This is a genomic window from Rhizobium sp. 9140, assembly GCF_900067135.1.
In the GTDB taxonomy this organism is placed as follows: Bacteria; Pseudomonadota; Alphaproteobacteria; order Rhizobiales; family Rhizobiaceae; genus Ferranicluibacter.
Map to the genome: position 1 here is coordinate 889,378 of NZ_FJUR01000002.1, position 26,473 is coordinate 915,850.

Genomic DNA, 26,473 nt, shown 5'->3' on the forward strand with positions numbered 1-26,473 from the left:
GCGCATGAGACCGCCGGGAGGGCTTAGGCCCGAGCGGGGGTCTCATGCGCGCGTTGCGATTTTCGAAGGGCGTCAGCCGGCCTTTCGGGCGCGGCTTTGGGCGAGACGATAGCTGTCGCCGTTCATCTCGAGGATGCTGACGTGATGGGTGATGCGGTCGAGCAAAGCGCCGGTCAGGCGCTCGGACCCCAAGGTTTCCGTCCATTCGTCAAAAGGAAGGTTGCTGGTGATCAGGGTCGCGCCTCGCTCGTATCGTTGCGAGATCAGCTCGAACAGCAATTCCGCGCCGGTCTTTGACAGCGGCACGAAGCCCAGTTCATCGATGATCAACAGCTGGTAGGCGGCCATCTGCTTCTGGAACCGGATGAGACGCCGCTCGTCGCGCGCCTCCATCATCTCGCTGACCAGTGCGGCCGCTGTCGTGAACCCAACGGACAGGCCCTTCTGGCAGGCGGCCAGGCCGAGGCCGAGCGCCACATGGGTCTTGCCCGTGCCGCTGGGGCCGAGAGCGATAACGTTCTCCCTGCGCTCGATCCATTCGCAGCGCGCCAGTTCCAGCACCTGCATCCTGTTCAGCTTTGGGATGGCGGCGAAGTCGAAACTGTCGAGGCTTTTGACGACCGGGAACCTGGCCGCCTTGATGCGACGCTCGACCTTGCGACGGTCCCGTTCGATCATCTCCCGCTCGGCAAGCCGGGTGAGGTATCCGACATGATCGACGCCTTCGGTGGCGCACAGCCGGGCCAGCTTCTGGTACTCGCGCTGGAAACTCGGCAGCTTCAGGGTTTTGAGATAATGGGTGAGAAGGATCTCGGGTGCTTGGGTGTTCATGCGACTTCTCCCGCATCCGACGACAGGAGACGCATATACGCCTTCGCCGATGTCGTCTCGACCGTCGCCCTCGGCAAATACGGGTAGATGGACAGGTCCAGTCTGGGCGGCCGGCGTTCCACCCGGCACAGGATCAGATGCTTGACGGCGTCAAAGCCAATGGCGCCAAGCTGGATCGCCTGCTTCACCGCCGCATGCAGATCGGCGAGTTCGAAGCTCTCCAGCAGGCGGAGGACCTGCACGTACTCACGCCGGCCGTGTTTGGCCATGCGGCCTTCCATCAACCGGCGCAGCGTAGCGAACTCTTGCGGCAAGTCCCAGCCCTGGAGGGGCGCTGCCTGATCCAGCGAATTGATCTTCTGCTCGATCAGCGGCAGGTAATGGACAGGATCGAAGACGACGTCTTCCCGTTCCCAGCACCGAGGATGGCGGGCGATGATCTCGCCACGGCCACCAATGACCACTTCGTTGACATAGCCGCGCACCCACACATCCTGATGGCCATAGGCGACCGGGACGGAATAGTCGTTGGTCTTGTAGCGCACCAGCGACTGCGCCGTCACCTTGGCACTTGCCTGGTCGCAGGCATCAAATGGCGAGGCTGGCAAGGCGCGCATGGCAGCCAGATCGCGCCGCAAGCGCTCGCCGATCGTCTCGCTCTCGCCGCGCAGCCTGTCGCGCTGGCGCTTCCGGCACTGCTCCTCCAGAAAGGTGTTGAACGCCTCCCATGTCGCAAACTGCGGGATCGGTACCATGAAGTTGCGCCGGGCATAGCCGACGAGACCCTCGACGTTCCCCTTGTCGTTGCCCTTGCCGGGACGGCCATAGCGATCCCGGATAAGGTAGTGGGACAGGAAGCCGCTGAACAACGTCGCGCGCTTGCGGGTGCCGTCAGGCAAAATCTTCGCCACCAGGCAACGGTCGTTGTCGTAGACGATCGATTGCGGCACGGCGCCGAAGAAAGCGAACGCATGGACATGGCCATCGACCCAGGCCTCGGCCACTGCCGCCGGATAGGCCCGCACGTAGCAGCCGTCGCTGTGCGGAAGGTCGAGCACGAAGAAATGCGCCTTCTGCTCGACACCGCCGATGACCACCATCGCCTCACCGAAATCGGCCTGCGCATGGCCGGGCGGATGCGACAGCGGCACGAACACTTCCTGGCGGCGCTGATCCCGCTCGCGCATGTAATCCTTGATGATCGTATAGCCGCCAGTGAACCCGCATTCGTCTCGAAGCCGGTCAAACACCCGCTTGGCCGTATGGCGCTGCTTGCGCGGCACTTGTCTGTCTTCGTCCAGCCAGTGATCGATCGTCGAGACAAACGCATCCAGCTTGGGCCGCCGGATCGGTGATTGTCGCTGATAGCCAGGTGGCGTCGAATAGGACAGCATCTTGGAAACGCTGTCGCGCGATATGTTGAAATGCTTTGCAGCCTGACGCCGGCTCATGCCTTCCGAGCAAGCCAGTCGAACCTTCAGATATAATTCCACGGTATAGATCCCCAGGCCCTCCTGCGCTCATTGCAGAAGAGAAATAGGTGGCCGACTTTTACGCCGCCCGAAGCGGGACAATCCCGCCGCTACCGTGGTCTAATTTTGCACCGCCGCTCTCACCACGCCAAGCTCGGAGAAATGCAGGATGGACAGGGCGTCGGTGAACAGGCCGAGAAATGAGGGGCCGACCAGCACACCGGCCGCAAAATAGCCAAGGACGGACCCGAGCCCGAGCCGCCGAAACAGCGGCACTGCGACAACAGCTGCTCCCATCAGGACGATCGCAGGTCCTATCGTCTGCCCCAAATTGCCTTCAGCCAATCATCCGCCTCCCGATTTGTGAGCATGACCAACGGGACCAGCCGAATGGCGCGATGTCCCCAGCGCGTCACTGCGACCCGTAACCGTGCAGAGATGGGTTGGATAGGCGCGTGGATTGCGAAAGTCTGTCGCGGATAAGGGAACGCCGACCCCCTAGCTGATCTGAGGAAATTCTGCGAACTAAGGAATCCGGATCATCTATCGGCATGCAAACTCCAAACGAATTGTCGTTGTTGAAAGAGCATCGCATGTGGTGATCGTTTCGGAACCGGAGTTCGTGGCAGACGCGCACCAAATCCGGAGAACGCAAACCTTGGCGAAAAACCTTCGAGTTGTCCAAGTCAGAAGGTGCGCGAAACAGAAGGGCGATCGCATGAATACTGGTGTGGAAGCGAAAACCGCCCGTCGGCGGTCTTTCATCGCCGACACGTTGGCGTTGCTCCTGTTCTTCACGACGACCGGGGTCATCAACGAGCGTTTCATCGCCGGAATGACGTGGGAGCAGGTCCTCCACGCTCGTTTGCTGGGCGCGGTCCTCATGGTGCCGGTCGCGCGGCCGTACGGCCTTTGGCGTGACTGGCTCATGCAGCGTGCCAACGAGACGAGGCCGTCGCGACTGCTGTGGGACAGTGCTGCTCTCATGACGTTCCAGGTGCCGATCTACGCGGCCATCATCGCGCTTAGCGGCGCAGAGGGTGACCGACTGCTGAGTGGGATCGCTGGTGCCGCGGTCATGATGCTGGTTCTCGGGCGGCCCTACGGGGCATTTCTCAACTGGGTCAGACACCGTTTCGGTCTGCCCGGTGGAGGAACAAAACCGATGTCGCTGAATAGCTGAGAAGAGCGCAGCGGTGCTTGTTCTCTTGTCAGCTTCATCGAGACAGGCCACTCGACGCACGAGCGTTCATTCAGTCCACCGATGCTGCCGCCTTGAGAATGACATCTGCCGTCTCGTCAGGGTGAGACATGTAAACCATATGGCTGGACGTGATGTCAGTTGTGACGCTCCCGGCACGCTTGTACATCCAGCGCATCAGAGCCGGCGGGATCACCTTGTCCTCGGTCGACACGATGGCGAAGCTGGGCTTGTCGTGCCACGCGGCATGCTTGAACCGGGTCTGGTACGGCTCGAGTGCCATCGGCTTGGACGATGCCGACATGAAGTCGGTAACCTCTTTCGGCAGATCCGCAGCGATCGTCTCGCGATACGAACCGGGAGACGGAACGAATCTCCGCTCGTCGAGCATCTCCATGTCAATCTTCATCGGAAAGCGCTGAGAGAGTTCGGTAAGATTTTCACCTGCGTCCGGTTGGAGCGCCGCGACATAGACCATCGCGCGCACTTTATCCTCGCGCCCGGCCTCGGTGATGACCGCTCCGCCGTAGCTGTGCCCCACCAGGACGGTCGGACCAACCTGCTGCTGAATGATAAGACGGGTCGCCGCAATGTCATCCGCAAGGCTCGTATGGGGTAGCTGAACCGCGCTGACGGACAGGCCTTTTGCCGTCAGGATGTCATAGACCCGCCGCCATCCGGATGCGTCCATTGTCGCGCCATGAACGAGCACCACGTTCGTTGCGGCGGCGTAGACGGGACTGCAGATCGCCACGCCGGCAAAAAGGGTAAGCAGGCATTTCCGCATGATCATGTCTTCCTTGGGTCTCGATAATGATGTTCTGGAAGATAGGCCTTGTTGCCGTTATCGATTAGCCCGTAATATCCGCATGAAGATATCGATGAGTTGAATAAATGGATCGTCTCGTTCTTCGTGACCTTGCCGTGTTCGAGACCGTTGCGCGGCACAGAAGCTTCACGGCCGCCGCCGCAGAGCTCGGGATTTCACAGTCTTCATTGAGCTACGCGGTGAGCCAGCTGGAAAGCCGCATCGGCATGGCACTCCTGGCCCGGACCACGCGCAACGTTTCGCCGACCCAAGCAGGCCAAAGGCTTCTTGATGCACTGGTGCCGGCGCTTCAGGATATTGAAGACGGATTGGCAGGCCTGCAGGACATGCGCACGACAGTCGCCGGCTCTGTCCGATTGACGATGGTGTCCATCGCCTACGAGACGATCCTCAGACCTGTGATGGGATCGTTCAGGGAGATGTTTCCGAAAATTTCCGTGGAAGTCTCGATCGACGAGGGACTAAGCGACATCGTTTTCGACGGCTTTGACGGAGGTATCCGCTTCAACACGCTGATCCACAAGGATATGGTGACGGTGCCTCTGACCTCGTCGACCGCTGTGTCCATTGTCGGCTCACCAGACTATCTCCAAAAACGGGGTGTACCGCGCGAGCCGGAAGATCTCGCCGGTCATGCCTGCATTGGTTACCGCTATGCCACCTCCGGCAGACTATATCGGTGGCCCCTGGCGAAGGGGGACAGGAAAGCCGAATATGCGACAGACGGTTCACTGATCTTCAACGATGGTGACGCAATCCGCCGTGCAGCATTGGATGGGCTCGGATTGGCCTACCTGTTTCGTTCGCAAGTCGAAAGCGATATAGATACGGGAAGACTGGTGCCGGTCTTGGGGGATTGGCTCATCGACCTGCCCGGATTCAACCTTTATTATCCGGACAGGGCACGGACGGCTCCCGCCTTCAGAGCGATGATCGATTATTTGAAGCGTCCATATCGTTCACCCTGAGGAAGCAGTTCCACTGCGTATGCCCACTGTCGGCTGAAACTTCCCTGGCTTAAGATGGCTCCGCGCTTCGCACGGCTCCGTCTATTATCCCGGTGAACGTGGCGATGGCCTCGCCTTCGTCGCAGTCGCCCCGCAATTTTGCCGCCGCAAGGGCTTCACCGGCGCCGACCAGACCGACACAGCGCCGCTTCAACTCGTCCGAGGGTAATCGGCTGTGCGGCGCCAGCACTGCGACGAACATCGCCACGCTGTGGGCCAACAATTCCTGGAACACGGCAGCCTTTTCTTCACTGCCGGCGAGGGCCGCGCCAATCGCATGGAACTCGCCATCTATGTCGGCCGCACACTGGATGTAGGCGGCTGCAAGCAAACCCGCCGTCTCGGCGCCGCTGTGCTGACTGCCTGACATCGCGTCGCGAAAGGCGTCGACCTTTTGCGTATCGATCCACCTGTAAAGCGCAATGAGTAGCTCGGAGCGGGTTTCGAAATGATCGTAGGCAACCGGTTTCGACACACCGGCGCGGACAGCGAGGTGACCCAAGGTCAGACGATCCGCACCTTCCTCGCGAACGATCAACAAGGCGGTGTCGAGAAGTTGCCGGCGCCGCTCGGCCTTCGAGAGCCGCTTGGCGGTCGTTCCCTGTCGCTCGAGCGTTCGGCTCTGTTCCATATCGATCCCTCCTTGCCATCCTACCAATAGTAGGTTATGACTACCCATACCTACCAATGGTAACTTAAGAACTGATGGAAGGAAAGAGTTCATGCCCGTAAAACCGATCCTGATGATGGGCGGCTCCGGCGCGATTGGCCGCCTGAGCGCCCAAACCCTGCGCAGCCTGTATCCTGACGTCCCTCTGGTGCTGGCTGGTCGGGACGTCAGCAAAGCGCAGGCTGTTGCCGAGGAGCTTGGCAATGCCGATGCCGCGGAACTGGACCTCGCCGCCGAAGATCTCGGTCTGGGGGATCGGGACGTCGGTGCCGTCGCTGTCTTCTACGCCGACAACCGCCTGGCCGGTCTCCGGTTTGCGCGTGCGCGCTCGCTACCCCATCTCAACATCTCGTCCGGCGTCTTCGAGATCGCTCCGGAGATCGCGACTTACATGCACAAGCCCGACGCGGGCGCGGTGGTGCTCGGCTATGAATGGCTGGTGGGCGCGACAACGGTTCCCACACTCGAACTTGCTAAAAGCTTCCATCGCCTCGACAGCATCAAGATCGGCGCTCTGGTGGACGAGGAGGATGGCGGCGGACCGGCTGTCGCGGAAGATTTCGAACGCTTGTCCAGAATGATGCCGGCAGCACTCACGCGCCGCGATGGCACCTACATCTGGCGCGACGGTGAAGACGCCCAGGCGCGGTTTCTGGCAATCGACGGCACCGAAATCAAAGCCTCGGGCTTCTCGTCGATCGATGTCGCGGGCCTTGCAGCGGCAACCGGCGCAAAAGACGTTCAGTTCGATCTGGCAACCGGCGTCAGTTCAACGCGCCGTCGCGGCGAACCGAAGTCGACGGAGATCATCATCGAGTTGTCCGGCGAAGGGCGTGATGGTCGGTCGCTGCTGACGAAACATGCGGTCTTTCATCCCGGCGGGGCGGCGCCCTTGACGGCGCTGGGCGTTGCGATGATCCTCGAACGCTTGACCGGACTGGACGGACGGGATCCCGCTTTGCCTGGTCTTTACTTCCCCTACCAGTTGCTCGATCCGGCAACCTACCTCAATCGTCTGGAAGCGGCTGGCGGCGGTGTCTTGAAACTGGACCGTCCCTAACGACGCAGTGATTGGTTACGATAGGGACGACGGTTCAGGATGAACGCGCGGCCGGCATCGGATCGCCAGCCCGATGAAACCGGTCTGGCGATCCGATGAGGCGCATTAGATTTCCTCACCTGGGTGGGTAGGGTTCGACATCCGCAGCCCAATAGTGTCTGGCGATATTCTGGCTATTGCGGATGACGTGATACGCGATCTCGGGGTCGCCGCCCTGGAGCGTGCCTGGGTCCGCGCCGCACATCAAGCAGTACATCCTCTGGTGAACGACGCTCGCAAAATACTGCATCGACGGCGCGGATTTCTCCTGGCCGATGGCTCTCATATCCTCGACAGCCTTTTTGACCGCCTGCTCCAGAGCCAGAGACACCGCTTCAGCCAAGGCCTGGTCCGCGCTCGTGATGACATCGACAATCTGTCTTTCAGAGGGGGCGAGAACAGGGCAAGTTTCTGTTTCTGGCTGTAAACTATCCTTCAATGCGGGAGCACTCCTCACTTGCGAAGGACATCCTGCCATTCAGGATGTCGCTCGATCTGGGCTTTCGCGAACGGGCAGAGCGGAATGATGGAGACACCCTCGCGTCGTGCATCTTCGACGGCCTGGCGCACAAGCCGCTCACCAACCTTTCGGCCCCGCAAAGCGGCGGGAACATCGGTGTGGTCGATGATGATGAGCTGTGAGCCGGCCCGGCTGTAGGTCATCTCCGCTTCGACGCCCTCGATCACGATCCGGTACCGCCCCTTCGACGTCCCGTCCTCCCTTTCCACCGTCTCGCTTACCGATGCAGCGGCAATGTCCGGAGCCTTCACGTCCAATTCCCGAACTTTGCCGGGCTGGCCGTGCGTGCACTCGAGATTGTCGCGATCCCAGCCTCCGAGAGCAGCAGCAGCTTCATATGTCGAGACCAAAAACGCCGTCAGCGCTTCGTCAGGATCGGCCGCAGCCTGGACTGCCTCGTAAGGCAGGATGAATTCCGACAGCCCTTCGTGCCAGAACGCCGCCTCTGGCTGAACCGACGCCGCCCTGAAACCGCTCGGTGCCGGATAGGCGTAGGCATAGAATGCGGGATAATCGAGGCCGCCGCCGCCCGGCCAGAAGCCCGCCGAGGACACTTCGCGGTCATAGGCCTCCTGCGCCACGGTGTCTGGCAGTGCAGGAACGCCGCCCGGGTGGATGGGCGCCTGCCGGCCCGAAAATCGTGTGACGGCCAGATCGAAGCTCCCCCAGAAAAGGTGCACAGGACTGGATTTCCCGATGAAGGATGTCCGGAACGCTTTGAAAACCCGATCTATCGCCATCAGTGCCTGATGAAAATTCCGGACAGCCTCGCGGTCGTACGCGCGGTCACGATGATCCTCATCGAACGGCACGGGGTCTGCGACTTCATTGGGCTGGCCATGGAAGTCCGGTTTGCCCCCGAGTTCCAGGATCAGACGGGCGAAATTGGCGTGGAACTCTGCGACGGTCGATGGCCCCAGCGCAAACGAGGCGCGAAGCCCATCTCCATTCGTACCGATGACCGCATGTTGATGAAAGTCGAAGACAATCTCGATGCCGGAGCCATCGGGAATCGGAGAGGACGTCAGACCGGAAGGGGTGACGTAGAAGGTCGCGTTCCAGGAATGGTTGAGCCACGGTGTATGAGCGAGCCGGTATTTGCCGACGATCTGCAGGTAGAGATGCAGAGCCGAACATGTCTCTCGCCAGCTGAGGTAGTCGAGGCGGGGCCACTTTGTGCTCATTTTTCCGTCTCCGTTTCTGCCGAAACACGACCAGGTCGTGAATGCTGTTTCGGTTGGATCGCCCACGCCCGGACGATCGCGTCACTGTCGTCATTCCGGAAGTGGAATATGTTCGTCGCGATCGTCGGTCGGCAGGTCGAACAGGCCTTCGCCCCACTTCTGCGCCCGCCATTGGGCCTTGGCTTCCTCGATCCGCTCCCGCGACGAGGCGACGAAATTCCACCATATGTGGCGAGGCTCGGACAATGTGGCGCCGCCGAGGATCATCAGGTGAGCGCCTCTCGGCCCGGCCGCAACCGTGATCCGGTCGCCGGGGCGGAAGACCATCATCTGCGGTGCCTCGAACTCCTGATCGGCGATCGAGATCGAGCCTTCGACAATATAGATGCCTCTGTCTTCGTGGTTGTCCGGCATCGGGAGGCACGCACCCCCATCCAGTGTGACATCGGCATAGAATGTTTCGGAAAACATCGTTGCGGGAGCGGTCTTGCCGTAGGCGTTGCCGAGGATGAGCCGAAGCGATACCCCGTGATCCTCGATGACCGGCAGCATGTCCTCGCCGTAGTGGTTGAACGTCGGCGCCATGTCCTCGTTCTTTTCCGGCAGAGCGAGCCAGGTCTGGATGCCGAACAGGCTGTTCGGCCCGGTTCGGGCCGTCGCGGATGTTCGTTCCGAATGGGAAACACCGCGGCCCGCGACCATCCAGTTCAGCGCACCAGGGCGGATGATCTGGTCGGCTCCGGTGCTGTCACGGTGATGAAAGTCGCCGCGATAGAGATATGTGACCGTGCCAAGCCCGATATGCGGGTGAGGGCGGACATCGATGCCCTGGCCTGTCAGGAGTTCTGCGGGTCCTGCCTGATCGAAGAAGATGAAGGGTCCTACCATCTGTCGCTTCGGGGCTGGCAGGGCGCGCCGAACCTCGAAGCCGCCGAGGTCGCGGGCGCGGGGAATGATGAGAGTTTCAATCGCGTCGATACCGACCTCGTCCGGACAGCCTGGCTCGATTGCAGGGTTCCAACTCATCTGTAGACACCTTTCCATTCACTTGGCGATCGGTCAGAGTCTCTCGACTGCGCCCTGTTTGTTGAGGCATTCATCGCATGCCCAGCTACCAAGTCCGAAGTGCCGTCCTGACGATCGGCGCCACTTCCTTGCCCAGAAGCTCAATCGATCGCTGCATCCCGGCCGTATCGAGAGCCGCCGTGCTCATCTGAAACGTGATGCGCGAAACGCCGCCGAGCGTTTCACTCGCCCTCAGCATTTTGGCTGCCACCGTCGTTGGGTCACCGATCAGGAATGCACCTTCGGGACCCGCCATGCTTTCGAACTGCTGACGCGTCGGCGGCGACCAGCCGCGCTCGCGACCGATGTTGGCCGTCAGATGCGCCCAGCCGGGGAAAAAGGCGTCCTTGGCCGCCGCTTCACTTTCGCCGACGAAGCCCATGGCGTGAATGCCGATCTTCAGCATCTCCAGGCTGTGCCCCGCGCGCCTGCCGGCTTCCCGATAGAGATCGACGAGCGGACGAAAGCGCTCGAAGCTGCCGCCTATGATGGCGATCATCAAAGGCAGCCCCAGCGCACCAGCCCGGGCAAAGGATTGCGGCGTGCCGCCGACGCCGATCCATATCGGCAGCTGGTGTTGATGGGGACGCGGATAGACGCCGTGCCCGCTGAGCGCCGGACGAAAGCGCCCTTCCCAGGTGACATGTGTCGAGGCTTGCAGCGCAAGTAACAGGTCGAGCTTTTCCGCAAAGAGGTCGTCGTAGTCACGCGTGTCGAGACCGAACAGTGGGTAAGCCTCAACGAAGGACCCGCGACCGACGACGATATCGACGCGACCTTTGGAAATCAGGTCGAGAGTTGCAAACTCCTGGAAAACCCGCACCGGATCGGCGGCACTCAAGACCGTCACCGCACTGGTCAGTCTGATCTGGCTTGTCCGGGCTGCGGCGGCAGCCAGTATGATCGTAGGCGCGGAATCAAGGAACTCGCCGCGGTGATGTTCACCTATGCCGAAGACATCCAGTCCCACCTGGTCCGCCACTTCGACTTCCTGGATCAGTTCGGCCATCCGAAGGGTGGCCGACGGGACCTTCCCTGTAGCCGGGTCGGGGAGGATGGCAGCAAAACTGTCGATACCAATTTCCATTATGGGCCTTTTACCTTGCCTGTCGTCAGTCGAGAACATCGTTTCCAGCCTGTCGTCATACAGCGGCTTGCAGGCAGCGATTTGTCAATTGTCAGCAGGCATACGACAGGTTGCGGTCTAGAATTCTAGGGTGTCACCTCTGCAGACAACAGGGTAGCCCTCGTTCCTGAGAAGCTCTGTCGCCAGATGGGGAACAGCAGACCGAACTTTGGTGCGGAAACCACGTCATCGCCCGCTGGACTGGGTATTGCCGTCCGAGTTCCAGACTCGGGCTCCATCACACGTCTTGGGTTGAGTTTTGGACGCATGCCACTGAGCTAGACCGCAGTTGGCCCGGGTCCGCCATCGAAGCATTCGATAAGCATCTCTGTCAGAACGCGAACTTTCCGCGCAGGGAGCTGACCGGGAGGCCTTACGACAAAGATGCCCGCTGGCGGCGGCGGATGGCGTTTCATCACTTTCACGAGCTTGCCTGAGTCCAGCTCCATCTTGATGAGGTCGTCAGGAAGAGCGGCAATGCCCAGCCCAGCCGTTGCCGCGACAGCAAGCGCCACTCCATTGTCAGCCTTGAACCTTCCCTGTGGGCGAACGTTCACTATCTTGTCGCCGTCCATCACCTGCCAGGTCTCCGTTCCCTGCATAAGCGCCTGATGTTCAACGAGTTCGCTGGGTGTTTCAGGTGAACCATTCGCCTTGACGTAATCAGGGCTCGCGACGAAGCTCCCGAAGATGGGTCCAACACGTCTTGCCACGAGGTTGGAGTCCTGCAGTGTTCCGACACGGATTGCGCAGTCATACCCCTCGGCGATCAAATCGACGTACCGGTCACTATAGCAGGTCTGGATATGAAGCTGAGGGTGGCGGCGCGCCATTTCGCAGATCACACCTGCAAAATGGGTTGTGCCAAAGGTCAACGGCGCTGCAACGCGGAAACGGCCTCGGAGTTCTCCGGCAGGCAAAATTGTCTCCTTTGCGATGTCGATTTCCGCGCAGACCCGGGCCGCGTAATCTCGGAATGTAGCGCCGGCCTCGGTGATCGCCGCCCCGCGTGTGGATCGGGCAAGCAGTTGGACGCCAACCTCTTTCTCCAGGCGCAGGAGACGTCGGCTAACCATCGATTTGGATATACCGAGACGCAATGCAGCAGATGTTACGCCGCCTGCATCGGCAACTTCAACGAACGTCCTCAGATCTTCAATGTCCACGAAGTGTTCCTCTACCTGCGACACAGCTTAGCACGTTTCGGCACTACCGCATCACTCACCGCGGTGACAGGCTTGCGACTGCGACTGTAACTGCGCTTTCAGCATCGCATAACTGTCCCCTCAGACCGCTACCAAGGAACTATTTATGAATTTTCGTAACGGCCTCAACTCGCTGCTTCGTCCCGAAGACTCCGTTCTTGTTTTGATCGACCATCAGCCCTATCAGCTCGCAAATCTGAACAGCCACGATCCGCAAGCGGTTGTAAACAACACGACGGCGCTGGCGAAGGCCGCGAAGGTTTTTAACGTTCCTACCATCCTGACAAGCGTCGTCGCCGGCAGGGGCGGCCTGCTGTTCAAGCATCTCACTGATGTCTTTCCTGGACAGGAGGTGATCGACCGCACGTTTATCAACACTTGGCAAGACGAAAAGGTTGTTGAGAGGGTCAAGGCAACCGGGCGTAAACAGCTGATCATTGCGGGCCTCTGGACTGAAATTTGCGTCGCGATGCCGGCAATCCAGGCAGCTGGTGAAGGTTGGGACGTCACGGTTATCACCGATGCATCGGGTGGCACCTCGGTAGAAGCTCATGAGGTATCTGTCCAACGTATGATCGCGGCGGGCTGCAACATGATGACGTGGCTTGCGCTTGCTGCTGAATGGCAGCGCGATTGGGCTCGCGAGGATACCGCTGGCGCGTTAACGGACGTTATTATCCAGCACGCAGGTGGCAGCGGTATTGCATACCTGTGGGAGCAACAGCTCCTCAACACGCCTGTCCCGACGACCCCTTCGGGCGGCCACTAGGGCGCACGGGGTGACGGGATGTCGGACCGACCTGTTCCGCATGGATCGCATTATATCCCGTCACCTTCGAGCCAAGAGAGAACCTTCGCTCATGGCCGTCCACAGGTAACCAAAATTGCAGTCACGATCCCGGATGCCCATCGCTTACATCCGAATGCTGGCCAGACGCCTGGCAAGATACGGATATCGTTGAAACCTTTCGAGTCAGACGCGAAGCTATCGCTCGCGTGGCCTCTCGACGACCGGCGGACTACTGCCGGCGGAACGGATCAACACGTTGTACATGAAGCTTTCTAATCAGCATTGTCGAGACGACGTCGGCTGCGCTGTTCGATCGCGTCGGCAAGCTTACTTCTCTCTTCGGGAGTGAGGGTTGCCGCAAAGGTTACGGCGCTCTGCTCTACGGCCGTGCGGACGGTAGCATCTGCGGCCCGGGCTCGTGTCAGGGCATCAAGAACAGCCGCCTGATTGAGGACGGGTTCCCGTAGCTGTCGAGCAGCCTCCAGGCGCGCTTCACTTGCGGCAATGAGCATATTGTTTTCGCTTTTTCGAGCCTCTCGAAGAACCGCGCGGAAAGCCTTGCGGGTCTCTTGAGGAAGTTCCGAACCTGCGACGCGCAGAGCGCCGGCGAAGATCATGCGGTGCTCCCGGTTCAGCCAGAAGGCTCCCCCCGCGATCCCTGCGACAAGGAAAATGTTGAGAATGATCGATAGGGTGAGGAGGATACCCGTTTTGTGCATGACGGTTATTTCTCCAGGTCTGGAAGGTTGCCAAAACTCGTAACCGCGGCATCGTAAGGATCGTCTTGGACGAGCGTGGATGCGGCGACGCTGCCGGCTGCCAGGCCGCTGACTGCGGCAGCGAGGCCCACACCAAGCCACCAGAGCCGATGCCCGATGCCTTTCAATGGATTCTGCCCAACAGACGCAGCGACCTGAGATGCATCCCTCTTCTCTCTGCCGGCCATGCCGCGGCTCTTTTCATTATCGTCCAGAGCGGCTGCGACCCGGGCGAAGAGGTCAGCCGGGACCGGAGTGTCCTTCCAGACGTTCATAGCCGCGTCGAGAGCGTGGGCCTCGCGGAGCACCTGCATCGCAACGGGATCACGCAAAAGCCTTTCGGCAGCGACCCGCTCAGTCACTGGCCAGCGTTCAAGACCAGCTCCATAGATCTCGGTCAGGGCTCGGAAGCGCTGTATCGTCATCGGGTCAGTCATCGTCACTCTCCTGGTTCATGATGTCTTGCCGAAGGCGGCGGCGGGCGCGGGATAATAGGGACTCAAGAGCCTCAACGCTGATACCAAGCGCCTTGGCGGCCTGCGCACCGGATAGGTCCTGATAATGCACGAGAAGGATCGCATCGCGCTGGCGCTCGGGTAAGGAACGAATTGCAGAGGCGACGCGCGCACTGCGCTCCGTTTCCACCAGCCGGCTTTCGGGATCGGCATCAGGGTCTTCGATATCCAGCAGCACGCCCCCGAGGACCGCGCGGCGGGCTCTGTCGCGCAGCTTGTCGCGACAAAGATTGAGCGCCACGGTGTGAAGCCAAGTATCGAGGCGTGCTTCACCCTTCTGCCAATGCGGAGCCTGTCGGCAAGCCCTCACCATCACCTCCTGCGCGACTTCCTCGGCGTCAGCGGCATCCTGCAGAATGCGTACCGAGAACCGGAAGATCCGCGACAGCGCGGTATCGACGAGCGTGCGGACGGCGACGCTATCGCCGCCCGCGATGCCCTGCATCAGGACCAGATCCGAATCAGCCTGGCTCACCAGACACGCTTTCCCCGCAAAGATGTTCCAGCTCGAACACTCCGGAATGTTGGTGGGAGAGACAGATCGAGGGTTTCAGGATTGTCCTGGCCACGGGGCTTGTGTTTTCTATGCTCAGTAGTAGCGCCAGCCGCTGTGATGGCGGGCACGATGCCGCCAATAGCGGTGACCATCCCAGTAGCCGCGACCCTCATAGAAGATCCCGACCCTCGGTCCGGCCGGCACGATCACGACAGGGGGGCGCGGACCCCGGTTGGCCCGGCAGTAGCCGGCTGGGCCACGGTGGAAGCCTTTGCCGCATCCTTGCCGTGCCTCGGCAACAGGCGCAAGACTTGCAAAGGTGGCAACCGTCGTCAGCGCGATGATGAGATACTTTTTCATGACATCCTCGTTGGTTTCGCTTCGGAATGACTGGCATCCGAATATCCCTTACACGCCGGGATATGCCGTTTCCGTCGCAGCGGCAGTGCTTTTTTCTCACGGACGTGGAGCGGAGGCTCATGTTCTGGCGGAAGGGGAAGAGCTCAAGGAAAGGTGCCCTCTCTTCGTTACACTTTGCAGACCGTAACGACGGCGCGCTCAATTCGGGATCGTCTCGAAGGGGAAAATGCCGCAGAGCGCCGTGCGCCGAACGTATCCGGCCAAATCATGATGGGGAACAACAACCCTGCACCACGCGCCTTGGCACGACGTGATATTGAGCCGGACTTTGGCCGAGAGAAGAGCGATACCCTGTGCCGACGGACTGGCACTGCGGGACAGCGCCACCGGCGTCTTTATCCAGGGACCGATGACCGCTGTCCGTCGGCCGCTGAGCAGCGAGCGGTGCATCCATCCGGAGACTCCGTCACAATCCCGGATCTGACGCCAATTTCCAAACTCCTCGATGATCTCAACGGGTAAGCCTGGCGCTGTGTAAAGCCATTTTACTGGGTTCTCCTGCGATGGCCCGACTCTCATCCTGGCATTTTTGGCCTTGAGCGAGACGAATCGCGGTATCGGCAAACCCGTCTCGCGTCCCTTCTTCCATTGGATCGAAGCGGTGGTATCCGCCGGCATGGCCAGAACGCCGATATCGGCGCTGGCCACTATGCTGCAACATGTCATGACAAACAATGTTCTGCGCCACATGGGGAGAGAGCGTTGGCGAGAGCGGATTTTGCAGCGAAAAGGAAAAACGCGCACGCTAGTCGCACTCTTTAAGGTGCTTCAAGGCAGCCGTTACGCCAGTCAGGGAATAGGTGTAGGTCGTCTTGGTGCCGCGGCGCGATGTAGCCTTGATGATCATTTCGCTACCTCCTCTCATGGCATCGATCATGTCAGGGATACGGGTGGGTTTTCGGAGCCATGCGCTTTTTCCATCACTCATCATATGGAACCGCTCATCGCCGATACGGGCGGAGACTGGAGCGCCAGCTTTCAACCGATATCCCATCAAAGCCTGAGGTTCGTACTCCGCATGTGCTGCCTTCGTTGGAGCCAGGAGAAAAAAGTTGTCTCCATGATCGACGTCGGCTGGCCTTTCATCTGCAGGAATGGTGAGCATGTAGCAGGTTGGCGAGCTGCCGGTCTGGTAGGAATAGACGCCCCAGGCGTCATACTGTTTCACCATCGTCGGTTGCGCATTCGCGCTGGCTGCTGCAGCGATCGCGAAAACGGCAGTAAGGTAGCAGAACTTCATAGGCTGTTTCCTCAGCAAGTCTCTTCAGAAGGGCCTGAGCTGTGCGGCCCCTCGGCTGGGCGAATGATGGGGTGGACACGGCAATCAGAAACCCTCGTGGTTACCAAAAGGTTAATTTTTTAGGGATCGTGAATGGCAGCGCGATGCGACTGTCATCCTTCAAAGACAAAGATGAGGCTGCGGAGGGGAGCGAACCAAGCGGACGGGACGCTGAAAAATGCCGACAACCCCGCGAGCGATGAGGCGGAAAACCTGCGGGCTCGGTGTTTACTCGGGCAGCAACGCAGCAGTCTATTCGGGAGGCTATACCGGACGCGTCGCGTCATTCCCCTTGACGAGTCCCATTAATCCGATAATCTGGATATATGGAATCAAATAATGCCATTGCTGCGCTTGCCGCTCTTGCCCAATCCACCCGCTTGGACACCTTCCGGCTGCTGGTCCGCCATGAACCGGAGGGCATGCCCGCCGGTGAACTCGCACGCCTGCTCGGCGTGCCGCAAAACACCATGTCGGCCCATCTCGCGATCCTGTCGCGCGCCGGGCTGATCAAAGGCGAGCGCCACAGCCGCTCGATCATCTACCGCGCCGAGATCGACGCGCTGCGCGACCTGACCCTCTACCTGGTCAAGGACTGCTGCGGCGGCAGCGCTGAACTGTGTGCGCCCATCATCACCGCTCTCACCCCCTGCTGCGGCCCATCCGCTTCGGAGAACCTGCAATGACCACCGCCCGCATCTATAACGTACTGTTCCTGTGCACCGGCAATTCCGCCCGCTCGATCCTTGCCGAGTCCATCCTCAACGGCGAGGGGAAGGGGCGCTTCAAGGCCTATTCGGCCGGTAGTCGGCCCAAGGGGCAGGTGCACCCGCTGGCCCTCGATACGCTGCGCGCGCTCGGCTACGAGTCCACCGGCTTTCGCTCGAAGACCTGGGACGAGTTCGCCGAGCCCGGCGCGCCGCAGATGGATTTCATCTTCACGGTCTGCGACAACGCCGCTGGCGAAGCCTGCCCGGTGTGGCTCGGCCACCCGATGACGGCCCACTGGGGTGTCGAGGATCCCGCCGCCGTCGAAGGCACAGAGATCGAGAAGGGCCAGGCATTCTCCAAGGCAGCGCGCTTCCTAAAGAACCGGATCTCCGCGTTTCTCAGTCTGCCACTGACGTCGATCGACAAGCTGGCGCTGGAAACCCGTCTGCGCGAGATCGGCGCATTCGAAGGCAGCACGCGTCCGCAAGGACAGGTCGCCTGATGTCCACATTCGAGCGTTACCTGACCCTTTGGGTCGCCCTGTGCATCGTCGTCGGTATCGGTCTCGGGCATCTCATGCCCGGCGTGTTTCAGGCCATCGGTGCGGCCGAAGTCGCCAAGGTCAACCTGCCGGTGGCGGTGCTGATCTGGCTGATGATCATTCCCATGCTGCTGAAGATCGATTTTGCGTCTCTGGCGCAGGTCGGTCGCCACTGGCGCGGCATCGGCGTTACCCTGTTCATCAACTGGGCGGTCAAGCCCTTCTCCATGGCGCTGCTCGGCTGGCTGTTCATCGGCTGGCTGTTCCGCCCCTACCTGCCGGAAACGCAGATCGACAGCTATATTGCTGGCCTGATCATCCTCGCGGCGGCACCCTGCACGGCGATGGTGTTCGTCTGGTCGAACCTCACCAAGGGCGAACCGCACTTCACGCTGAGCCAGGTGGCGCTGAACGACGCGATCATGGTGGTGGCCTTCGCGCCGATCGTCGCCCTTCTGCTCGGTCTCTCCGCCATCACCGTGCCGTGGGATACGCTGATCCTCTCGGTGGTGCTCTATATCGTCCTGCCCGTGATCGTCGCCCAGGTTCTGCGCCGCAGCACGGACGTCGAACGCATGGCCGGTCGTCTGCAGCCGCTCTCGCTAGTGGCACTGCTCACCACCCTCGTGCTGCTGTTCGGCTTCCAGGGTGAGCAGATCATTGCGCAACCGATGGTCATCGCGCTTCTTGCCGTACCGATCCTGATCCAGGTCTACTTCAATTCCGGACTTGCCTACCTGCTCAACCGCGTCAGCGGCGAGGAGCATTGCGTGGCCGGTCCGTCGGCCTTGATCGGTGCCTCGAACTTCTTCGAACTGGCCGTGGCTGCCGCCATCAGCCTGTTCGGGTTTACCTCCGGCGCAGCGCTGGCCACCGTGGTCGGCGTCCTCGTCGAGGTGCCGGTGATGCTGTCGGTGGTCTGGATCGTTAACCGCAGCAAGAACTGGTACGAGCGCGGCGCCGCGGTCCGGACCAATGCCGCCACCATCAGAAAGGTCTGAGACCATGGACGTCACCATCTATCACAACCCCGCTTGCGGCACGTCGCGCAACACGTTGGAGATGATCCGCAACGCCGGCATCGAGCCGACCGTTATCGAGTATGTGAAGCATCCGCCGTCGAAAGCGACGCTCGCCACCATGATCGCGGACGCGGGCCTCACCGTGCGTGAAGCCATCCGCGAGAAGGGCACGCCCTATGCCGAGCTTGGTCTCGACACCCCGGACCTTTCCGACGACCAGCTGCTCGACGCCATGCTGAAGCACCCGATCCTGATCAACCGCCCGTTCGTGGTCACCCCTCTCGGCACGCGGCTGTCGCGCCCGTCCGAAGTCGTGCTCGACATCCTGCCGGAGACGCACAAGGGTCCCTTCACCAAGGAAGACGGCGAGCAGGTCCTCGATGCGGAGGGCAAGCGCATTGGCTGATCTGCCTGCCCTCGACCGCGACCACCTGCGCCAGCCGGACCTCGACGCGCTGCGACCGCCATTTTCGACCCACAAGCCACGCATCCTGATCCTCTACGGTTCGCTGCGCACGGTATCGTACAGTCGCCTGCTCGCGTTCGAGGCGGGCAGGCTGCTGGAGGAACTGGGCTGCGAAGTGCGGATCTTCGATCCCATAGACCTGCCGCTGCCCGATGCCGCGCCGGTCACGCACGCCAAGGTGCAGGAACTGCGCGACCTGACCCAATGGTCGGAAGGCCATATCTGGATCTCACCGGAGCGCCACGGTGCGATGACCGGTATCATGAAGGCGCAGATCGACTGGATTCCGCTTTCGGTCGGCTCGATCCGACCGACGCAGGGCAAGACCCTTGCCGTCATGCAGGTGTCGGGCGGCTCTCAATCGTTCAATACGGTCAATCACCTGCGCATGCTCGGTCGCTGGATGCGTATGATCACCATCCCCAACCAGTCCTCGGTTGCCAAGGCCTTCCAGGAGTTCGACGCAGACGGTCGCATGAAGCCCTCGTCCTATTACGACCGGGTCATCGACGTCTGCGAGGAGCTGGTCAAGTTCACATGGCTGACGCGGGACGCATCCGGCTATCTCACCGATCGCTACAGCGAACGGAAGGAAAACGCCGAAAAGCTGGAGCAGCGCGTGAGCCTCGCGTCCATATGACCGCACGGCTGCCGGTTGCGGCCATCCTGGCACTGGGTGTCACCCAGATCATCGGTTACGGCACCCTCTATTACAGCTTCAGCATCCTGGCGCCGGGCATGGGCGCCAGCCTCGGCTGGTCACAGGAATGGATCTTCGGCGCGCTTTCGGTCGCCCTGTTGATCGGTGGGTTCACCGCGCCGTGGCTCGGCAGCCTCATCGACCGGGTCGGCGCGGGCGTGGTGATGACCGTCGGCTCTGCCGTGGCCGCCGCCGCATTGGTTGCCTGCGCCTATGCGCCCGGCAGAACCACCTATGTCGCCGCCCTGATCGGCATTGAGGTCGCCGCTAACCTCGTCCAGTACGGGGCTGCCTTTGCGCTCCTGGTTCAGCTTCAGCCGACCGTGGCCCAGCGCAGCATCACCTACCTGACCCTGATCGCGGGTTTCGCCTCGACGCTCTTCTGGCCGCTCACGTCGAGCCTTCAGACCCATCTCTCCTGGCAGAACGTCTATCTGGTCTTTGCAGGCCTCAACCTGCTGGTCTGCGTGCCGCTGCATGCTTGGCTGGCAACGAGAGTTACCCACAGCCGCAAACGGGCCGCATTATCTCCGGCCCAGCCGGTGATCGGCACACTGCCACCGGAACGCAGGCGCTCGGGGTTCCTGCTCATGACCACGGCCTTCGCTCTGCAATACCTCGCGGGCGCAGCCGTTCTGGTGCACATGGTGCCGCTGCTGGCGGGACTTGGGCTGGGCGCAAGTGCCGCTATCGTCGGCACGCTGTTCGGCCCGTCGCAGGTTGCCAGCCGCCTGATCAACATGGTGTTCGGCAAACGCCTCGACGCCCTGCATCTGGCCCTGATCTCGGCGGCCCTGATTCCGGTCAGCACGGCGATCCTGATCCTGAGTGCTCCGTCGATTCCGGGTGCCATGGTTTTTGCCGTCATCTTCGGCATGGGCAACGGCTTGCTGAGCATCGTCTCCGGCACGCTCCCGCTGGCGCTGTTCGGCAGTGAAGGCTACGGCAAGCTTCAGGGCCGGATGATGGCAGCCCGCCTGATCGCTTCGGCACTCGCGCCTTTCGCACTTGCCCTCACGATAGAGTGGTTCGGCATCCGTGTTTCGACAGGTGGAATTATCATCCTGGCGCTGCTGGCAGCTGTTGCGGTCACAACGCTGCTCCGCTTTAAACGATAAGGCCGATCCCACCGACGTTGAATACTTGGCTGATGACGGCCCCAGACGCGTACGCCACGTCTGTCGCCTTTGCGCCGGTAGCGGACGTTGCGCCTCCCGCAAAGCGCCTTATTCTGCGACGTCCTAAGGTAGGAAAGACACGTGTCCCTTGATCGGGAATGAGTGCTGGTCCATTCGCGGCCGACGCCGGAGGCTTAGGTTACATCTTCATCGGTACTCAGAACAAACCCCGGAAACCTGTTCACGATAAAGCTAGGCAGTTTCGCTCCAAGTCTGCCATTTCGGCAACGGAACTGCGTTGAGCAACGTCCTGGTGTAATCATGAAGGGGCGTGGCGAAGAGTGCAGTGGTTTCGTTCTCCTCGACAATACGACCTTGTTTCATAACGAGGATACGATCGGCAAAGTGGCGCACGATCGGCAGGTCATGCGTGATGAAGATATAGGACAGGCCAAGCCGGTTGCGCAGATCCGCCAACAGATCGATGACCTGCGCCTGGATCGACACATCGAGGGCTGAAACCGCCTCGTCGCAGATAATGAGTTCCGGCTCGCTGGCAAGCGCGCGGGCGATGGCGATCCGCTGGCGCTGTCCGCCAGAAAACTGGTGGATGTAGCGTCCTTCATGCTCGGCCTTCAGTCCGACGAGTTCCAGAAGCTCGACGACACGGTCTCTCCATCGCGTGCGCGGCAGGATGTCGCCGTGGATCTGCCACGGTTCGGAGATGATCGAGCGGACACTCATGCGCGGATTCATCGAGCCGTACGGGTCCTGAAACACCATCTGGACCCGGCGACGAAAGGCCATCAGGTCTTTTCCCGTAAGATCGAAGATGTTCTGCCCGGCAAAGATAGCCGTGCCCGATGTCGGCTCGTTCAGGCGCATCAGCATGCGCGCGACGCTCGATTTGCCGGAGCCGCTCTCGCCGACGATGCCCAGCGTTTCGCCTTTGCAGAGATGAAAGCCGACATCCTCCACCGCCTTGAACACGGATTTCCCGGCAAAAGCGCCAGATGACAAGACGTAATCCTTGCCGAGCCCTTCCACCTTCAGCAGTACCTCGTCGGCCCGTTCCCTGGAGCGCTTGTGCCCGGCATCAGCAACCTCGCCATGCGGCAGCGCAGCGATCAGTTTCCGGGTGTAAGCGTGCTGCGGCGTCTCAAACACCTCTCTGGCGGGTCCGGCCTCCACCACCTTGCCGCTGTTCATGACAATGATCCGGTCCGCCATGGACGCCGCCACCTCAAGATCGTGCGTGATCATGATCAGCGCCATGCCGGTCTCGCGCTGAAGATCGCGCAGCAGGTCCAGGATCTGTGCCTGAACGCTGACATCGAGCGCCGTGGTCGGCTCATCGGCAATGAGGATATCGGGTTTCAGCGCGATGGCGATGGCGATCATAATGCGCTGGCGCTGGCCGCCGGAGAACTGGTGCGGATAATGATCGACGCGCTGCTCGGGGTCTGGAATGCCAACGCGGCGCAGGAGGTCGAGGATCCGGGAGCGCAGGTCGCCGTGGCCTTCGCCGTGGCTGCGATAGACTTCTTCTATCTGTCGGCCGACCGTGTAGACCGGGTTCAGCGAGGCGAGGGGATCTTGAAATATCATCGCGATGCGCCGGCCGTTAAGGCCCCGCCGCTTGTCCTCGTCGAGGTGCGCGAGCTCGTGGCCGTCGAACAGGCAGCGGCCGGAGACGATGTGGCCGGGCGGGCAATCGACCAGCCCCATCAGCGCGCTGGTGCTGACACTTTTGCCCGAGCCGCTCTCGCCGAGAATGACCAGCGTCTCGCCGCGCGCGACATGGAACGAGACATCATTGACCGCGCGGACGGGATCGCCATCGGACAGGAAGTCGACCGTCAGTCCCTCGACCTGAAGGATGGGTGCGGGCATTCCCGCGTCTTCGATCTTGCTCATCGGGCAGCCTTTCTCAGGGCTTGCAACCGCCAGCGCTGCTGCGGGTCGGCGACGGTGCGCGCCCAGTTGGAGAGAATGTTGAGCGACAAGGTGGTCATCATGATCGCAAGGCCCGGCCAGAAGGCGATCCACCACGCCGTCTGCAGATAGCCTCGCCCGTTCGCCACCATGGCACCCCAAGTGAAATCGGGTGGTTGTATGCCGAGGCCGAGGAAGCTCAGCGCGGACTCCGCAAGGATCACGGTCGCAAAATCGATGGCCGAGATCGTGACCAGCGTCGGCAGAACGAGCGGCGCGATATGGCGGAAGACGATGCGCACCGGCGAAGCACCCATCGAGCGGGCCGCGCTCACGAACATCCGCTCGCGAAGCTCCAGCACCTCTGCGCGGGCTGTTCGCAGGTAGATCGGCAGGCGCGTGATCGCCAGCACGATGACGAGGTTTGTCATGCTCGGCCCGAGCGTATAGAGGACGATCAGGGCGAGGAGGAGCGAGGGAAAGCTCATGATCACATCGGCGAAACGCTGGATGACATGGCTGTACCAGCGCTCGGAATAGCCGGCGATCAGCCCGAGTGCGCCGCCGATCAGCATGGAGCTGAACACGGCCGCCGCAGCGATCAGGATCGTGTTCTGCGCGCCGACGATCAGCCGCGCAAGGATGGGGCGCCCGAGCGTGTCTGCCCCGAGCACATAGAGAAAGCCGCCATTGAAGGTGAAAGGCGCAAGGTTCCGCTGGCGCAGGCCGAGCCGTCCGGCAGCGTCACCGACGAGCAAAGGGCCGAACAGGACCAGGAGCAGGAGCAGCACGAGAAAGAGGGCGGAAGCAAACGCCATCTTGTCGCGCCAGAGGTAGGAGAGGAGCGGCATGCGCGGAGAGATCGCCGCGACGGGAGCCGAAACAAGCGTCATCGGGCCTGCCTTCTAGTAACGGATGCGGGGATCGAGGAATGCGTAGAGAAGATCGATTGCGATATTGAGAAGGAAGATCGCGACGGCCGTTACGAGAATCGTCGACTGGACGACCGCGAAATCGCGCTGGATGATCGAGTCGATCATCAGCTTGCCGATGCCCGGCCAGCCGAAGATGGATTCGACCACGACCGCGCCGTTGACGAGCCCTGTCGCAAGGTCCCCCGCCACCGTGACGATCGGCAACAGCGAATTGCGCAGCGCATGGCCGAAGATGATCTCGCGGCGCGGCATGCCCTTGGCCCGGGCCGTCTTGATGTAGGCGGCGGACAGGGCCGACAGCATCGTGCCGCGAACCACCTGCACCAGGAGACCGAACGGGCGCAGCGTCAGCACGAAGATCGGGAGCACCCAGTGCGCCGCACTTCCCGTGCCGGAGGTCGGCAGCAATCCGAACCCGACGGCAAAGAGAAGGATGCCGACGATAGCGATCCAGAAATCGGGCGCGCTGGCGCCGGCCAGCGACACGAGGCTGGCGATGCGGTCGAACAGGCTACCCGGACGCGCCGCAGCGAGCGATCCGACAACGATAGCCAGCGACGTCGCAAGCGTGATGGCGAGAAAGGCGAGCTTCAGCGTTTCGGGAAACGCCTCCAGCGCGACCTCCATGGCCGAGCGGTTCTGCCGCAGCGACTGGCCAAAATCGAGTTGCGCCAGATTGCCGAGATAGGTGAAGAACTGGACGATCGCCGGTTGGTCGAGCCCGTTCAGCCGTGCAAACTGGGCGCGCGCATCGGCGCTCGCGTCCAGGGGCAGGTAGAGCGCAGAGGGATCGCCTGTCAGGCGTGTCAGGAAGAAGACGAGCGTGACGAGGCCGATGATCGAAATCAGGCTGTACGACGCACGACGTCCGAGATAGCGGAGCATGGCAGGCCCTCGTTTGAGACCGTATCAGCCGGGAGAAAGCCGGCATGACGGACAGACGCGCGGCAAGGCACCGCGCGTCTGTCCGTCCTCATGACTTGATGCCGATATTGGCCAGCGGGATTTCGCTGTTGGTGGTGATATCCGGCTTCCAGTCGAGGCGCTTGCCGACGCGCGTGTAGCCGATCATGTGGAACATCGGGATATCGGACACGACATCGGTGCGAACCTTGGCAAAGAGGGCCTTGAACTTCGCCGTGCGGTCATCGCCGGTTGCCGCCAGGGCCTCGTCCACCTGCCTGTCGAGCGCCGGGTCGTTCACGGTCGCATAGTTGCCGGTCGAGCGGTAAAAGATCGGAATGGTGAACGCCGCATCGCCCTTGTTGTTGTCGTGCATCATCTGCAGCAAATTGGCGCCGCGGTTCTCCGGGTATGGCTTCTGCAGGTACCGCAACCAGTCGGCGACATCGAGCATCGTCAGCTTCACGTTCAGCCCGGCGTCCTGCCACATGGCGACCATGGCCTCCATGGCTTCCGAGCCGTTGGGATAGATGCCGTTGCGGCCGATGAGGGTGATCTCGGTTTCGACCGGGACGCCCGCAGCCTTTGCCTCTTGCACCAGCTTCTTGGCCTCAGCGGCATCATATGTCCATGGCGAGAGGGCATCGTCATGTCCGTTGATGCCGGGCACGACCATCTGCGACGCGCGCTTGATGTCGTCTCCGAACAATTGGGCAAGCCCGTCCCAGTCGATGGCGAGGTTCAAGGCCTTGCGGATGCGCAGATCGTCAAGAGGCGGCTGCGCCGCGTCGATGCGGATCGCCGTCGTCTCCGAGTTGAGATAGGAAAAGTCCGTTTCCGGATTGGAGGCATCCTGGATCGCGATCGACGGGGTCAGGTCGGCCTCGCCGGTCTCGATCATGGCGGCCCGGATCGACGATTCCGCGCGCCAGACATAGGTCGCGGCCGTCACTTTCGGTTTGTCGCCCCAGTATTTGTCGAAACTGACGAGCTCGACGGTCTGCGTATTGAAGGTCTTCAGGCGAAACGGTCCCGTGCCGACCGGATCGTTGACGGCCTTGTCGGCCGGCGTCTTCGGCGACACCACCATCACCACGCTGAGCAAGGTGGGAAGGATCGGCTCCGGGCGATCGGACTTGATCTCGACAGTCAGGTCGTCAACGGCGGTCACCGTCAGTTTGGCATCGCCGAACTTCGCCATGTTGTTACAGTTCAGCTTGCCGCCCGTCATGCGCTCGATGGAAAAGGCGACCGCCGCCGCGTTGAAGGGCTCGCCATCCTGGAAGGTCACGCCGTCCCTGAGCTTCAGCCGCCATGTCTGCGGATCGACCTGGCTCCATTCGGTCGCGAGCTTGGGGCGCGGTTGCCCGGTCGCCGCATCAATGACCGTCAGCGGCTCCACCACGTTCTGGGCGAGGATCTGCCCGACATTGGTGATGATGGTGCCGCAGGGCTCAAGGTTCGCCGGCTGCTCCGGCAGCACGATGCGGATCGCCGTGGCGTCCTGCGCCATGGCATAGGATGCTGACGCCGCCGCCAGCAGGCCTCCTGCGATAAGACGTAATGTGATGCCAGTCATGTTGCTCCTCCCGATTGAACACGATGTCGTCTAAATTCTTTCGAACCGATACGCGCGATGATCACGGCGTGTATCGCCCGATCCATGAACCGATGG

Annotated in this window: 29 protein-coding genes and 1 pseudogene; 10 read left to right on the forward strand and 20 right to left on the reverse strand. The window is 61.3% G+C overall.

Going from position 1 to position 26,473, the window contains the following annotated elements; all coding sequences use genetic code 11:
• Positions 1–72 precede the first annotated feature (72 nt).
• From istB to GA0004734_RS21490, 3 genes and pseudogenes are all read right to left on the reverse strand, one after another.
• Entirely contained in the window at positions 73–831 is a 759-nt protein-coding gene (gene istB, locus GA0004734_RS21480) for an IS21-like element helper ATPase IstB (protein WP_092930036.1), read from the reverse strand.
• Positions 828–2,324: an IS21 family transposase gene (istA, locus tag GA0004734_RS21485; protein WP_139056207.1), complete on the reverse strand. Its 1,497-nt coding sequence runs from the start codon at positions 2,322–2,324 to the stop codon at positions 828–830. The genes istB and istA overlap by 4 nt, the downstream gene beginning before the upstream one ends.
• A gap of 120 nt (positions 2,325–2,444) precedes the next feature.
• A pseudogene (locus tag GA0004734_RS21490) lies at positions 2,445–2,600 on the reverse strand (cation:proton antiporter); the annotation flags it as partial.
• 421 nt (positions 2,601–3,021) lie between these two features.
• On the opposite strand from GA0004734_RS21490, the gene alaE reads away from it, so the two are divergent.
• Positions 3,022–3,486 (forward strand): L-alanine exporter AlaE, encoded by a 465-nt coding sequence (gene alaE / locus GA0004734_RS21495; RefSeq protein WP_092938288.1) that lies wholly within the window; start codon positions 3,022–3,024, stop codon positions 3,484–3,486.
• A 70-nt stretch (positions 3,487–3,556) separates the two neighbouring features.
• Here alaE and GA0004734_RS21500 read toward each other — a convergent pair whose 3' ends face one another.
• A complete protein-coding gene (locus tag GA0004734_RS21500; RefSeq protein ID WP_348626107.1) occupies positions 3,557–4,297 on the reverse strand; it encodes an alpha/beta fold hydrolase in 741 nt (246 codons plus the stop codon).
• A 101-nt stretch (positions 4,298–4,398) separates the two neighbouring features.
• Here GA0004734_RS21500 and GA0004734_RS21505 point away from each other — a divergent pair, with 101 nt between their 5' ends.
• Positions 4,399–5,301: a LysR family transcriptional regulator gene (locus tag GA0004734_RS21505; RefSeq protein WP_092937764.1), complete on the forward strand. Its 903-nt coding sequence runs from the start codon at positions 4,399–4,401 to the stop codon at positions 5,299–5,301.
• Positions 5,302–5,350: 49 nt separating this feature from the next.
• Here GA0004734_RS21505 and GA0004734_RS21510 read toward each other — a convergent pair whose 3' ends face one another.
• A complete protein-coding gene (locus GA0004734_RS21510) occupies positions 5,351–5,971 on the reverse strand; it encodes a TetR/AcrR family transcriptional regulator (protein WP_092937766.1) in 621 nt (206 codons plus the stop codon).
• A gap of 91 nt (positions 5,972–6,062) precedes the next feature.
• Between GA0004734_RS21510 and GA0004734_RS21515 the strand changes: the two genes are divergently transcribed.
• Positions 6,063–7,070: a saccharopine dehydrogenase gene (locus GA0004734_RS21515; protein ID WP_092937768.1), complete on the forward strand. Its 1,008-nt coding sequence runs from the start codon at positions 6,063–6,065 to the stop codon at positions 7,068–7,070.
• 115 nt (positions 7,071–7,185) lie between these two features.
• On the opposite strand, the gene GA0004734_RS21520 is transcribed toward GA0004734_RS21515, so the two are convergent.
• The 5 genes from GA0004734_RS21520 to GA0004734_RS21540 form a co-directional block, all read right to left on the reverse strand.
• On the reverse strand, positions 7,186–7,548 hold the full coding sequence (locus tag GA0004734_RS21520; RefSeq protein WP_092938292.1) for a hypothetical protein: 363 nt from the start codon (positions 7,546–7,548) through the stop codon (positions 7,186–7,188).
• Between the two features lie 14 nt (positions 7,549–7,562).
• Positions 7,563–8,813, reverse strand: a complete 1,251-nt coding sequence (locus GA0004734_RS21525; RefSeq protein WP_092937770.1) for a DUF5996 family protein — start codon at positions 8,811–8,813, stop codon at positions 7,563–7,565.
• A 90-nt stretch (positions 8,814–8,903) separates the two neighbouring features.
• The gene (locus GA0004734_RS21530; RefSeq protein ID WP_092937772.1) at positions 8,904–9,839 is read right to left on the reverse strand and encodes a pirin family protein; all 936 of its coding nucleotides are present in this window, start codon (positions 9,837–9,839) and stop codon (positions 8,904–8,906) included.
• Positions 9,840–9,924: 85 nt separating this feature from the next.
• Complete coding sequence (locus GA0004734_RS21535; RefSeq protein WP_092937774.1) at positions 9,925–10,965, reverse strand: LLM class flavin-dependent oxidoreductase; 1,041 nt, start codon at positions 10,963–10,965, stop codon at positions 9,925–9,927.
• Positions 10,966–11,282: 317 nt separating this feature from the next.
• Complete coding sequence (locus GA0004734_RS21540; RefSeq protein WP_092938294.1) at positions 11,283–12,170, reverse strand: LysR family transcriptional regulator; 888 nt, start codon at positions 12,168–12,170, stop codon at positions 11,283–11,285.
• A gap of 145 nt (positions 12,171–12,315) precedes the next feature.
• On the opposite strand from GA0004734_RS21540, the gene GA0004734_RS21545 reads away from it, so the two are divergent.
• Positions 12,316–12,978: a hydrolase gene (locus GA0004734_RS21545; protein WP_092937776.1), complete on the forward strand. Its 663-nt coding sequence runs from the start codon at positions 12,316–12,318 to the stop codon at positions 12,976–12,978.
• A gap of 293 nt (positions 12,979–13,271) precedes the next feature.
• Here the strand turns inward: GA0004734_RS21545 and GA0004734_RS21550 are convergent, their stop codons facing one another.
• The 6 genes from GA0004734_RS21550 to GA0004734_RS21575 form a co-directional block, all read right to left on the reverse strand.
• Positions 13,272–13,718, reverse strand: coding sequence for a periplasmic heavy metal sensor (locus tag GA0004734_RS21550; protein ID WP_092937778.1), 447 nt, complete (start codon positions 13,716–13,718; stop codon positions 13,272–13,274).
• A 5-nt stretch (positions 13,719–13,723) separates the two neighbouring features.
• Positions 13,724–14,194, reverse strand: a complete 471-nt coding sequence (locus tag GA0004734_RS21555; protein WP_092937780.1) for a hypothetical protein — start codon at positions 14,192–14,194, stop codon at positions 13,724–13,726.
• Complete coding sequence (locus tag GA0004734_RS21560) at positions 14,187–14,747, reverse strand: sigma-70 family RNA polymerase sigma factor (RefSeq protein ID WP_139056318.1); 561 nt, start codon at positions 14,745–14,747, stop codon at positions 14,187–14,189. Before GA0004734_RS21560 ends, GA0004734_RS21555 begins: the two co-directional genes overlap by 8 nt.
• Positions 14,748–14,861: 114 nt before the next feature.
• Entirely contained in the window at positions 14,862–15,128 is a 267-nt protein-coding gene (locus GA0004734_RS21565) for a GCG_CRPN prefix-to-repeats domain-containing protein (protein WP_092937782.1), read from the reverse strand.
• Between the two features lie 198 nt (positions 15,129–15,326).
• Positions 15,327–15,836, reverse strand: a complete 510-nt coding sequence (locus GA0004734_RS21570) for an SH3 domain-containing protein (RefSeq protein ID WP_245292573.1) — start codon at positions 15,834–15,836, stop codon at positions 15,327–15,329.
• 97 nt (positions 15,837–15,933) lie between these two features.
• Positions 15,934–16,428, reverse strand: a complete 495-nt coding sequence (locus GA0004734_RS21575; RefSeq protein WP_092937784.1) for an invasion associated locus B family protein — start codon at positions 16,426–16,428, stop codon at positions 15,934–15,936.
• Between the two features lie 365 nt (positions 16,429–16,793).
• Here GA0004734_RS21575 and GA0004734_RS21580 point away from each other — a divergent pair, with 365 nt between their 5' ends.
• From GA0004734_RS21580 to arsK, 6 genes are read left to right on the forward strand one after another with little or no spacing between them, the layout of a single operon-like run.
• A complete protein-coding gene (locus GA0004734_RS21580; protein WP_092937786.1) occupies positions 16,794–17,153 on the forward strand; it encodes an ArsR/SmtB family transcription factor in 360 nt (119 codons plus the stop codon).
• A complete protein-coding gene (locus GA0004734_RS21585) occupies positions 17,150–17,680 on the forward strand; it encodes an arsenate reductase ArsC (RefSeq protein WP_092937788.1) in 531 nt (176 codons plus the stop codon). The genes GA0004734_RS21580 and GA0004734_RS21585 overlap by 4 nt, the downstream gene beginning before the upstream one ends.
• Positions 17,680–18,720, forward strand: coding sequence for an ACR3 family arsenite efflux transporter (gene arsB / locus GA0004734_RS21590; RefSeq protein WP_092937790.1), 1,041 nt, complete (start codon positions 17,680–17,682; stop codon positions 18,718–18,720). The genes GA0004734_RS21585 and arsB overlap by 1 nt, the downstream gene beginning before the upstream one ends.
• Before the next feature lie 4 nt (positions 18,721–18,724).
• Positions 18,725–19,147: an arsenate reductase (glutaredoxin) gene (gene arsC, locus GA0004734_RS21595; RefSeq protein WP_092937792.1), complete on the forward strand. Its 423-nt coding sequence runs from the start codon at positions 18,725–18,727 to the stop codon at positions 19,145–19,147.
• On the forward strand, positions 19,122–19,847 hold the full coding sequence (gene arsH / locus GA0004734_RS21600; RefSeq protein WP_175386612.1) for an arsenical resistance protein ArsH: 726 nt from the start codon (positions 19,122–19,124) through the stop codon (positions 19,845–19,847). The genes arsC and arsH overlap by 26 nt, the downstream gene beginning before the upstream one ends.
• The gene (gene arsK, locus GA0004734_RS21605) at positions 19,844–21,025 is read left to right on the forward strand and encodes an arsenite efflux MFS transporter ArsK (RefSeq protein WP_092937796.1); all 1,182 of its coding nucleotides are present in this window, start codon (positions 19,844–19,846) and stop codon (positions 21,023–21,025) included. The genes arsH and arsK overlap by 4 nt, the downstream gene beginning before the upstream one ends.
• A 252-nt stretch (positions 21,026–21,277) precedes the next feature.
• Here the strand turns inward: arsK and GA0004734_RS21610 are convergent, their stop codons facing one another.
• The 4 genes from GA0004734_RS21610 to GA0004734_RS21625 all read right to left on the reverse strand — a co-directional run bounded on the left by GA0004734_RS21610 (position 21,278) and on the right by GA0004734_RS21625 (position 26,377).
• Positions 21,278–22,918 (reverse strand): ABC transporter ATP-binding protein, encoded by a 1,641-nt coding sequence (locus tag GA0004734_RS21610; protein ID WP_092938300.1) that lies wholly within the window; start codon positions 22,916–22,918, stop codon positions 21,278–21,280.
• A 20-nt stretch (positions 22,919–22,938) separates the two neighbouring features.
• On the reverse strand, positions 22,939–23,853 hold the full coding sequence (locus GA0004734_RS21615) for an ABC transporter permease (RefSeq protein ID WP_092937798.1): 915 nt from the start codon (positions 23,851–23,853) through the stop codon (positions 22,939–22,941).
• A gap of 12 nt (positions 23,854–23,865) precedes the next feature.
• A complete protein-coding gene (locus GA0004734_RS21620; RefSeq protein WP_092937800.1) occupies positions 23,866–24,780 on the reverse strand; it encodes an ABC transporter permease in 915 nt (304 codons plus the stop codon).
• A gap of 88 nt (positions 24,781–24,868) precedes the next feature.
• The gene (locus GA0004734_RS21625; RefSeq protein ID WP_092937802.1) at positions 24,869–26,377 is read right to left on the reverse strand and encodes an ABC transporter substrate-binding protein; all 1,509 of its coding nucleotides are present in this window, start codon (positions 26,375–26,377) and stop codon (positions 24,869–24,871) included.
• Between the last annotated feature and the right edge of the window lie 96 nt (positions 26,378–26,473).

What these genes read in the sequence shown, in the direction of transcription:
- GA0004734_RS21545 (WP_092937776.1), top strand. Translation starts at nt 12,316, where the DNA reads ATGAATTTTCGTAACGGCCTCAACTCGCTGCTTCGTCCCGAAGACTCC.
- GA0004734_RS21505 (WP_092937764.1), top strand. Translation starts at nt 4,399, where the DNA reads ATGGATCGTCTCGTTCTTCGTGACCTTGCCGTGTTCGAGACCGTTGCG.
- GA0004734_RS21510 (WP_092937766.1), bottom strand. Translation starts at nt 5,971, where the DNA reads ATGGAACAGAGCCGAACGCTCGAGCGACAGGGAACGACCGCCAAGCGG.
- GA0004734_RS21585 (WP_092937788.1), top strand. Translation starts at nt 17,150, where the DNA reads ATGACCACCGCCCGCATCTATAACGTACTGTTCCTGTGCACCGGCAAT.
- arsC (WP_092937792.1), top strand. Translation starts at nt 18,725, where the DNA reads ATGGACGTCACCATCTATCACAACCCCGCTTGCGGCACGTCGCGCAAC.
- GA0004734_RS21550 (WP_092937778.1), bottom strand. Translation starts at nt 13,718, where the DNA reads ATGCACAAAACGGGTATCCTCCTCACCCTATCGATCATTCTCAACATT.
- GA0004734_RS21620 (WP_092937800.1), bottom strand. Translation starts at nt 24,780, where the DNA reads ATGCTCCGCTATCTCGGACGTCGTGCGTCGTACAGCCTGATTTCGATC.
- GA0004734_RS21565 (WP_092937782.1), bottom strand. Translation starts at nt 15,128, where the DNA reads ATGAAAAAGTATCTCATCATCGCGCTGACGACGGTTGCCACCTTTGCA.
- istB (WP_092930036.1), bottom strand. Translation starts at nt 831, where the DNA reads ATGAACACCCAAGCACCCGAGATCCTTCTCACCCATTATCTCAAAACC.
- arsB (WP_092937790.1), top strand. Translation starts at nt 17,680, where the DNA reads ATGTCCACATTCGAGCGTTACCTGACCCTTTGGGTCGCCCTGTGCATC.
- GA0004734_RS21500 (WP_348626107.1), bottom strand. Translation starts at nt 4,297, where the DNA reads ATGATCATGCGGAAATGCCTGCTTACCCTTTTTGCCGGCGTGGCGATC.
- GA0004734_RS21535 (WP_092937774.1), bottom strand. Translation starts at nt 10,965, where the DNA reads ATGGAAATTGGTATCGACAGTTTTGCTGCCATCCTCCCCGACCCGGCT.
- arsH (WP_175386612.1), top strand. Translation starts at nt 19,122, where the DNA reads ATGCGGAGGGCAAGCGCATTGGCTGATCTGCCTGCCCTCGACCGCGAC.
- GA0004734_RS21610 (WP_092938300.1), bottom strand. Translation starts at nt 22,918, where the DNA reads ATGCCCGCACCCATCCTTCAGGTCGAGGGACTGACGGTCGACTTCCTG.
- arsK (WP_092937796.1), top strand. Translation starts at nt 19,844, where the DNA reads ATGACCGCACGGCTGCCGGTTGCGGCCATCCTGGCACTGGGTGTCACC.
- GA0004734_RS21515 (WP_092937768.1), top strand. Translation starts at nt 6,063, where the DNA reads ATGCCCGTAAAACCGATCCTGATGATGGGCGGCTCCGGCGCGATTGGC.
- GA0004734_RS21575 (WP_092937784.1), bottom strand. Translation starts at nt 16,428, where the DNA reads ATGAAGTTCTGCTACCTTACTGCCGTTTTCGCGATCGCTGCAGCAGCC.
- GA0004734_RS21555 (WP_092937780.1), bottom strand. Translation starts at nt 14,194, where the DNA reads ATGACTGACCCGATGACGATACAGCGCTTCCGAGCCCTGACCGAGATC.
- alaE (WP_092938288.1), top strand. Translation starts at nt 3,022, where the DNA reads ATGAATACTGGTGTGGAAGCGAAAACCGCCCGTCGGCGGTCTTTCATC.
- GA0004734_RS21615 (WP_092937798.1), bottom strand. Translation starts at nt 23,853, where the DNA reads ATGACGCTTGTTTCGGCTCCCGTCGCGGCGATCTCTCCGCGCATGCCG.
- GA0004734_RS21580 (WP_092937786.1), top strand. Translation starts at nt 16,794, where the DNA reads ATGGAATCAAATAATGCCATTGCTGCGCTTGCCGCTCTTGCCCAATCC.
- GA0004734_RS21525 (WP_092937770.1), bottom strand. Translation starts at nt 8,813, where the DNA reads ATGAGCACAAAGTGGCCCCGCCTCGACTACCTCAGCTGGCGAGAGACA.
- GA0004734_RS21530 (WP_092937772.1), bottom strand. Translation starts at nt 9,839, where the DNA reads ATGAGTTGGAACCCTGCAATCGAGCCAGGCTGTCCGGACGAGGTCGGT.
- GA0004734_RS21625 (WP_092937802.1), bottom strand. Translation starts at nt 26,377, where the DNA reads ATGACTGGCATCACATTACGTCTTATCGCAGGAGGCCTGCTGGCGGCG.